The 8319-nt window shown below is 71.8% G+C and carries 8 protein-coding genes; 2 read left to right on the top strand and 6 right to left on the bottom strand.

The genetic code is table 11. The annotated features are described in order from the left end of the window. Window positions 1-1974: DUF6049 family protein (locus VH969_RS18875; protein WP_331975957.1), on the bottom strand; the 1974-nt coding region annotated here is incomplete at its 3' end. A 6-nt stretch (window positions 1975-1980) separates the two neighbouring features. Next, on the bottom strand, window positions 1981-2544 hold the full coding sequence (locus VH969_RS18870; RefSeq protein WP_331975955.1) for an NUDIX hydrolase: 564 nt from the start codon (window positions 2542-2544) through the stop codon (window positions 1981-1983). Window positions 2545-2667: 123 nt separating this feature from the next. Here VH969_RS18870 and VH969_RS18865 point away from each other — a divergent pair, with 123 nt between their 5' ends. Beyond that, window positions 2668-4089 carry a CCA tRNA nucleotidyltransferase gene (locus VH969_RS18865; protein WP_331975961.1) on the top strand — a complete coding sequence of 474 codons (1422 nt, stop codon included), beginning with the start codon at window positions 2668-2670 and terminating at the stop codon, window positions 4087-4089. On the opposite strand, the gene VH969_RS18860 is transcribed toward VH969_RS18865, so the two are convergent. Continuing rightward, entirely contained in the window at window positions 4055-5332 is a 1278-nt protein-coding gene (locus VH969_RS18860) for an MFS transporter (RefSeq protein WP_414638564.1), read from the bottom strand. The genes VH969_RS18865 and VH969_RS18860 overlap by 35 nt on opposite strands. 325 nt (window positions 5333-5657) lie before the next feature. Between VH969_RS18860 and VH969_RS18855 the strand changes: the two genes are divergently transcribed. Next, window positions 5658-6245, top strand: coding sequence for a YqgE/AlgH family protein (locus VH969_RS18855; protein ID WP_331975953.1), 588 nt, complete (start codon window positions 5658-5660; stop codon window positions 6243-6245). Here the strand turns inward: VH969_RS18855 and VH969_RS18850 are convergent. From VH969_RS18850 to VH969_RS18840, 3 genes are all read right to left on the bottom strand, one after another. Beyond that, window positions 6207-6647 (bottom strand): SdpI family protein, encoded by a 441-nt coding sequence (locus VH969_RS18850; RefSeq protein ID WP_331975951.1) that lies wholly within the window; start codon window positions 6645-6647, stop codon window positions 6207-6209. The genes VH969_RS18855 and VH969_RS18850 overlap by 39 nt on opposite strands. Window positions 6648-6803: 156 nt before the next feature. Then, window positions 6804-8060: an IS30 family transposase gene (locus VH969_RS18845; protein WP_414638562.1), complete on the bottom strand. Its 1257-nt coding sequence runs from the start codon at window positions 8058-8060 to the stop codon at window positions 6804-6806. Between the two features lie 14 nt (window positions 8061-8074). Then, a partial coding sequence (locus VH969_RS18840) for a hypothetical protein (protein WP_331975947.1) occupies window positions 8075-8319 on the bottom strand: 245 nt, incomplete at its 5' end.

The raw sequence follows: 8319 nt of genomic DNA, 5'->3' as shown, positions 1-8319 counted from the left end.
GGTGAACCGCCCGGCCCGGATCACTTCGGCGGTGATGGGCGCGCCACGCGAGCTCTGTGCCGGGATCCGGATGTCGGTGAAGCGGACCGGGCGCAGCCCCGCGCTCGCGGTCAGCTCGATCCGCACGACGATCGCCACGGGCAGCCCGTTGTAGACGTTGACCGGGATCGGGCTGTCGCCCGACGCGAGCGCGAGCGGGCGGTTCGGGTTGCGCACCACGACCTTGCTGCACAGCGCCGCGACCTGCTGGTCGACGTACTCGACCCACGCGGTGGCCCGGTCCGGATGGCCGCGCCACGCGGTCGACACGCCGCGCAGCAGGCCGTACTGCATCGGGGCGAGCAGCTGGGTCGGGTCGACGTCGCTCGCGTTGTCGTCGTCCATCGCCTCGAGCAGGTCGCGCTTGGTGTGGTTGATCCGGTAGACGCTCGTGGTGACCGTCCGGGGAACTTCGTGCGCGCTGTCCTGCGGCGTGTACGACAGGCCGACCGTGGTGCCCCGGTTCGCGCCGGAGGTGACCTGCATCAGCGACTGCGGGGTCGCGTAGCCGCCGGCGAACAGGTCCCGGGCCAGGCCGAGGAACGTGCCGAGCTCGCTTTCGGACGCGGTCCACCGCCGCGGCGGCGCGACGATGACCTGCTCGCTCGTCCGCGGGTCGAACAGGGTCCGGAACGCGAGCGACGCCATCCCGACCTGGAGCGCGCCGCCACTGCGGGACGGCGTGAGCGAGCGGGACAGGAGGGGGTCGAGCGGGAGCGCACGCACCGGATGGGGTGCCTGCAGCCTGCTGACCTGGTAGGGCGCCTTGCCCCGGCGGTCGCGCAGGTGTCCGGGGTCGGCGAGCACGGTGGCCGGGCCGAGCGAGGCGAGGTCGACGAGCGTGCGCTGGTCGAAGGTGCCGCCGGAGGGCCAGTACAGGTCCTTCGCCGGCTGGACGCCGAGCAGCTGGGACACGACCGACGAGCTGCCGAGCGAGAGCGGGGAAAGGTCGAACGCGCCGGACCGGGACAGCGCCACGAGGTCGGCGTCGGAGAAGGGCACGGAGATCACGCACTGGCCGCGGACCAGCTCGCCAAGGCGGCTCAGCCAGTCCTTGGCGGCCGCGGTCCCCTTGCCGGCGACCAGCTGCCCGCCCGCGGTGCGCACCAGGTACCCGCTCTTGGCCATCGCGTCCACGGTCTGCAGCAGGTCCGGGTCGAGCGCGAAGCACATCGAACGCAGCAGCGTGCTGTTCGCCGCCGCGGCCGTGGTCACGGAGTTCACCAGGCCGAACAGCCGGCCGCCGACCGAGAGCGACGCGGCGAGGTCGTCGTCGGTGAGCACGACCTGGCCGTCGGTCGTGGACAGCCGGCGGGGCTGGGTGTCGAGGACCGGCCAGATGAACGTCACGGCGGGCGGGGACGGCTTGCGCCTGACCGCCGGACCGCCCGCGAGCGAGAGCACCGGCAGCGGCAGGGTCGCCTCCGCGAGCCGCTCCTGGCCGCCGTACTCCGGCTGGCCGTTGACGTTGACCAGGACCGGGTAGACGCCGGTCTCGGCGAGCGCGAGCGACTGGTCGGCGCCGCGGAGCGCGGCCGTGACCTTGAACGACACGGTGTCGCCGCGGTCGAGCGATTCGGCCACGGACACGAACGGCGAGCTGGCCGAGTCGGTCTTGGCGGCGCCGAGGCCACGCATCTGCGCGTCGCTTCGGACCGGCTCGCCGCGTTGGAGCCGTACCTGGACCTCGTCCACCCGCCGGTCGCCGACGTTGGTGATCCGGCCCGTGACGGTGAGCTCCTTGGCCGCGGACGTGACGACCCGCGGCGTCATCGCGTCGACGTCGAGCCGCAGGTTCTGCGCCCGGTCGGCGGGCTGCGCGGCAGTGCCGGCCGAGTCGGCCGAGTCGGCCGCGGCCACCGCGGGCGCGCCCAGGGGGCCGAGTGCCAGCAGCGCCGCCATGAGGAAGCCGGCGCCCGCCTTCCACCTCGTCACGCCGGCTCAGCCCCCGTCCGCCTTGGCCGGCTGCCCGTCGGGCGCGGTCGCGTCCCCGGAGTCGCCGTCCGTGGACGCGTGCACGTCCAGCAGTTCGAGCGCGCGCAGCACCAGCCGGCGCTCGTCCGCGTAGGCAAGGCGCTCCTCCAGCTCCTCGATGGGGACCCAGGCGACCTCGGTCACCTCGACGTCGTCGTCGGAAAGCTCGCCGCCGCGCTCGGTCATCAAGAAGTGGTGCACCGTCTTGTGGATCCGGCGTCGGTCGGCGACGAACCAGTAGTCGATAGTGCCGAGTGGTCGGATTATGTCGCCCAGGATGCCGGTCTCCTCCGACACCTCCCGCACCGCGGTCTGCTCGGGCGTCTCGCCCTCCTCGATGTGGCCCTTCGGCAGCGACCAGAGGAGCCGTCCGCGCCGGTCGAGCCGGCCGATCAACGCGACCATCGTGCGCGCGTTGTTGATCACTACGCCGCCGGCCGACGTCTCGTCGACCGCGGCCATCCGGCGGCCACGACGCCGTCCGCGGCGCCCCGACCGGGCGCCCCGGGGCCTGCCGGACGACGAGGGCATGTTCGCGATCGTAGTGTGGCTACGACGGGCGGGGCGTTCGTCCGGGTTGCGGCCGGGGACGGTCGCACCGGGGTCCGCCAGATACGCTCGTCCCCCGTGTCCAACCTGACCCAACCCGATGCAATGGTGGATCGCCTGCACTTTCCCGTGGCGGACGAGCTCGCGGAGCGGTTCGCCGCGGCCGGGCATTCCCTCTACCTCGTCGGCGGCACCGTGCGCGACGCCATACTCGGCCGGCTGGGCAACGACCTCGACTTCGCCACCGATGCGCGGCCCGAGGAGATCCGCCGGCTGGTGTCGGGGTGGGCGGACGCGGTCTGGGACACCGGGATAGCGTTCGGCACGATCGGCTCGCGGCGGCGCGGCACGGAGCTCGAGATCACGACGTTCCGGGCCGACACCTACGACCGCAAGAGCCGCAAGCCCGAGGTCCACTTCGGCGACTCGATCACCGACGACCTCGTCCGGCGCGACTTCACCGTCAACGCGATGGCTGTCGACCTGTCGACAAAGACGTTTATCGACCCGCACGACGGCCTGTCCGCCCTGGCCAGGCGCCGATTGGACACGCCGGCCACCCCCCAGGAGTCCTTCGCCGACGACCCGCTGCGGATGATGCGCGCGATCCGGTTCGTCAGCCAGCTCGGCTTCACGGTCGAGCCGCGGGTGCTGGCCGCGATGCACGACATGCGCCACGAGCTGACCCGCGTGACGGCCGAGCGGATCCAGGCGGAGCTCTCGAAGCTGCTGTGCGGGCGGCTCCCCCGGCAGGGCATCGAGCTGATGGTCGACACCGGCCTCGCCGAGCACGTGCTGCCCGAGGTGCCGGCGATGCGGCTGGAGATCGATGAGCACCATCAACACAAGGACGTCTACCAGCACTCGCTGGTTGTGCTGGACCAGGCGATCGCGCTCGAAGACCCGGACGGCTCGCCCGACCTGGTGCTGCGCCTCGCCGCGCTGCTGCACGACGTCGGCAAGCCCGCCACCCGGCGGTTCGTCCAGGGCGGCGGGGTGAGCTTCCACCACCACGAGGTCGTCGGCGCCAAGATGGTCCGCAAGCGGTTGCGGGCGCTGCGGTACCCGAAGGAGATCATCGAGGACGTGGCGCAGCTGGTGTACCTGCACCTGCGGTTCCACGGCTATGGGCGGGGCGAGTGGACCGACTCGGCCGTGCGCCGCTACGTCACCGACGCCGGCCCCCTGCTGAGCAGGCTGCACAAGCTCGTACGCGCGGACTGCACGACCCGCAACCGCCGCAAGGCGGCCGCCCTGCAGCGGACCTACGACGACCTCGAGGCGCGGATCGCCCGGATCGCCGCCGAGGAGGACCTCGCGCGCGTGCGGCCGGACCTCGACGGAAACGAGATCATGCGCCTGCTCGACCTCCCGCCCGGACCGCTCGTGGGTCAGGCGTGGCGGTTCCTCAAGGACCTGCGGCTGGACCGCGGTCCGCTCGAGCACGACGAGGCGGTCGCGGAGCTGCGCCGGTGGGCGGCGGAGAACGGGATCACGCCGCCGTCCGGGCCGCCCCCCGCCGGCTGACGATCTCGAAGCCGGCCATGCCGAGCAGGTAGAGCACGGTCGCGATGATGATCAGCGTGACCGACTCGCCGTTCGCGGGGATCATCGCGGCGGCGATCGCGATGGCGATCACCTGCGTGATGTTGAACAGCATGTCGTAGAGGGCGAACACCCGGCCGCGGGTCTCGTCGCCGATGTCGCGCTGCACGGCGGCGTCCACGCACAGCTTGATCACCTGGCCGGCGTAGGAGATGAGGAACGCGGCGGCGAGCGCGGTCGGCAGGATCATCGGGAGGCCGAGCGCGAGCTGCGAGGCCGCGGCGAGCCCGAGCGCGCCGAGGACGGTGCGCTTGCGGCCGATCCCGGTGACGAGCCGCGCGGTGGTCAGCCCGGCCACGAAGATCCCGACCGCACCCGCGCCGAGCACGACGCCGAGGCCGGGCAGGCCGGCCTTGATCGGGCCGAAGTCGGCGAAGCTGTAGCGCATCAGCAGGACGGTCAGCAGCAGCGATATGCCGAACGACGCCCGGTGCGCGAGCAGCGCGCAGAACCCGGCGGCCACGTTGGGCGTGCGGGCCGCGACCCGGGCGCCGTCGAAGAGTCCGTTCGCGACGGCGGCCAGCGCGGTCGCCGGCTCGTCGATCTCGTCCGGGCCGAGCGCGCCGCGGGCGAACCGCACGGCGATCCAGCCGGCGAGCACCGCGCCGAGCGCCGCGACCGCGGTCGTCTCGCCCGAGCCGGCGTTGCCCTCGCCGAGGATCGCGCGGAGCAGGACCGCGAACCCGGCCCCGATCACGGACACGACCGCGCCGAGCGTGACCGACAGCGCGTTGGCCTCGACGAGGTTGCGCGTCGGCACGACGTGCGGCAGCGCGGCGGACAGGCCGGCGCCGATGAACCTGCTGATCCCGATCACCACGAGCGCGAGCATGAGCAGGGCGAGCCCGCCGACCCCGACCGCGACGCACACGGCGGCGGCGATGATCAGCACGCTCTGCAGGAGGTTCGCCGCGACGAGCACGCGGCGGCGGTCCCAGCGGTCGAGCAGCGCGCCGGCGAACGGCCCGATGATCGAGTACGGGAGCAGCAGCACGAGGAACCCGGCGGCGATGGCGGTCGGCGAGACCGCGCGCTCGGGGTTGAACACGACGGCGCCGGCGAGGCCGGTCTGGAAGAGCCCGCTGCTCCACTGCGAGGCGAACCGGCTCAGCAGCAGCCGCCGGAACCCGGCGAACGCGAGCAACCGGCGGGCGCCGATCCGGATGTGGTGCGCCGACTCGGAGTCACCTGAGCGGGTGACCTTGTTCGCGTCCTGCGCCGACGTACTCACGGGATGTCAGCCTACGGCGGAAACTCCGAAGGGCGTGCGCCCGGTTGAGGCACACGCCCTTCGGCGACGGAACGCCTGGTCGCCTCTCGGCGGTGTGGCGCGACGTGGCTCCAGCCGGACGGTATTCCACGACGGCGGTTCTTGGTTGGGCCCGGGGGACTCAACGGCGTTCCAGTCACCAGCATCAACGTGCCGGCTAGAGCCATTGTTCCCCAACAGCCATACGGCCGCTGGATTCCCACTTGAGGGGTGGGATCATGTGCCTGTGCGATCCGACGCCCCCGACGCAGCCGTGGAGCCGGGGACGCTGCTCGTTGCGGCGCCCAGCCTGACGGACTCCAACTTCCGCCGCACCGTGGTCTTCGTGATCGATCACCGCGGCGAGGGCACGCTCGGCGTGGTCCTCAACCGGCCGAGTGAGGTGCCGGTGGACGACGTGCTGCCGAACTGGGGCCCGCACGTGACCAACCCGGGCTCGGTCTTCGTGGGCGGGCCCGTCGACCAGAAGACGGCACTTTGTCTCGCCGCCCTGCGCACCGGCGAGGAGCCGAACGGCGTGAAGGGACTGATCGGCGTGCGTGGCCCGGTGGCGCTCGTCGACCTGGACGCCGACCCGGATCAGCTGGTGCCGAAGTTCAAGGGCATGCGGGTGTTCGCCGGCTACGCCGGCTGGGACATCGGCCAGGTCGCGGGCGAGATCGAACGGGGCGACTGGATCGTCGTGCCGGCGCTGCCGAACGACGTGCTCGCGCCGGCCGACCAGGACCTGTGGGGCCGGGTGCTGCGCCGCCAGGGCATGCCGCTGGCGCTACTCGCCACGCACCCCGGAGACGTCCGCACCAACTGACCCATGCTTGATCGCGGCAGCCAGGTCGCACCCGCCGCACTGGCAGCCCCTGCACCCCTCGGGAAGCGCCGGCTTCTCCTCCGGCACGGCCTCCGCGGCCCGGTGCCCGACGATCCCGCCGGCCACCGCGATCCCGGCCAGCCCCGCGAACCCGACGATCGCCACGACGAGCGCCCCGGTCAGCAGCGTGACGAGCCCGCTGACCACAGCGACGGCCCCGGCCACGGCGATCGGCAGCCCGGCGACCTTGTTCGCGATCAGGAAGGCGCGCTCGCTGCGCAGCGTCGCGGGCGTCCGCACCCCGACGAACCGGTTGCGCGGCAGCCGCTCGCGGAACCCGAGCAGCCCCACGACACCGATCCCCACCCCGACGACCAGCAACACGAGCCCGAGAAGTTCCACGCCCCGATCGTATGTCCACCCGGTTGTCCACAATCCGCGCACCTGTCCACAGCCGGCCCGCCTCGCCCCCACCGACCACCCCGGACCGATAAACTGACGTCACGAGGGGTGCCCCCGGAGAGGGGCGGATTCCAGGGGTGGTTGCAACACAGGTGATTAGCGGGTGTTGGCCAGGAGCTTAGCCAGGCGTTCGGCGGGGGTGTCCCAGTTGAGCGTTTTGCGTGGGCGGCCGTTGAGTTCGACAGCGACCGCGTCCAGGTGTTCGCGGCTGTGCATGGACAGGTCGGTGCTTTTGGGGAAGTACTGGCGTAGCAGGCCGTTGGTGTTTTCGTTGCTGCCGCGTTGCCAGGGTGAGTGTGGGTCGCAGAAGTAGACCGGGATGTCGGTGGCGAGGCTGAACTGGTGATGCAGGTGCATCTCGCTGCCCTGGTCCCAGGTCAGCGAGCGGCGCAGGTGCGCGGGCATGGCGGTGAGGGTGTCGATGAGGGCGTCACGGACCTTGTCCGGGGTGCGGCCCAGCGGCAGGTGCACCAGCATCACGTAGCGGGTGGTGCGTTCGACCAGCGTTCCGATGGCCGAGCGGTTGTCCTTGCCGATGATCAAGTCGCCTTCCCAGTGACCGGGCACCGCCCGGTCGGCGGCCTCGGCGGGCCGTTCGCTGATCATGACCATCGGGGCGGCCATACGGGGTGTGCGCTGCTGGGCCTGGCGGCGCGGGCGGCGCATCGCGCGGCCGGTGCGCAGTGCTCGGGTCAGCTCGCGTCGTAGCTCGCCGCGGCCTTGGACATACAGCGCCTGATAGATCGTCTCGTGGGTCACGCGCATCCCCGGTCGGTCGGGAAAGTCCCGACGCAAGCGTCGCACGATCTGCTCGGGACTCCACCTGCGATCCAGCCCATCCTGGACCGACTGGCGCAGCTGTGGGTTGGCGGCGATCTTGCCCTGTTTGGGTCGGGGCCGGCGGGCCAGAGCCCGCCGGTGGGCCGCGTGCGGCCGGTAGTCACCACTGCCGGGCTGGGCATTGCGCCGCAGTTCCCGGCTGATCGTGGAACAAGCGCGACCGAGCTCGCGGGCGATCTGCCGCATCGTCGCGCCGGCTCGGCGCCGGTCAGCGATCTGGACGCGATCATCCTCAGACAAATACCGGCTCCGCACGGTCCCCGAAACCACCGGCGACTCCACCGGCGACTCCACCGGCGACTCCCCCGGCGGCTCCCCGCGACCGTGGTCTAACGGGCCCGCAGGCCCGCACCCGTTACGCCATCGCTTACCGGTGCGATAGTTGATACCCACGATCCGGCAGGCTTCCCTGCTCGTCGCACCCCGCTCCACAAGATCAAAATAGGCGATCCGCTCCCGGACGAGTCTCTTACCCGCCCGAGCCGAACGGTCCTTACGGATCTCAAAGTCCATCGCATCCCTGACGATCAGGTGTTGCGTCGACTCCTAGAACCCAAGAGGGTGGGGGCTACGTTTCTTGCGTACTGCGCTCCTACGGCTGGATCGCCGACGACGCCGACGGCAAGGCCGCCGCGCACATCGGCGGCGAGGTCTACGACCGTTGGGTCGCTTACCACGGCGAGGACACGCCGGTCACCGGCGAGATCCGCGCGGTCACCATGTCCCTCGGCTACGTCGTCGACCCGGCGCGCCGCCGGCAGGGTTACTGCCG

The organism is Actinophytocola sp. (assembly GCF_036555685.1).
Lineage (GTDB): Bacteria > Actinomycetota > Actinomycetes > Mycobacteriales > Pseudonocardiaceae > Actinophytocola.
This window is presented reverse-complemented; position numbering and strand designations above follow the sequence as displayed.

What these genes read in the sequence shown, in the direction of transcription:
- VH969_RS18865 (WP_331975961.1), top strand. Translation starts at nt 2,668, where the DNA reads ATGGTGGATCGCCTGCACTTTCCCGTGGCGGACGAGCTCGCGGAGCGG.
- VH969_RS18870 (WP_331975955.1), bottom strand. Translation starts at nt 2,544, where the DNA reads ATGCCCTCGTCGTCCGGCAGGCCCCGGGGCGCCCGGTCGGGGCGCCGC.
- VH969_RS18845 (WP_414638562.1), bottom strand. Translation starts at nt 8,060, where the DNA reads ATGGACTTTGAGATCCGTAAGGACCGTTCGGCTCGGGCGGGTAAGAGA.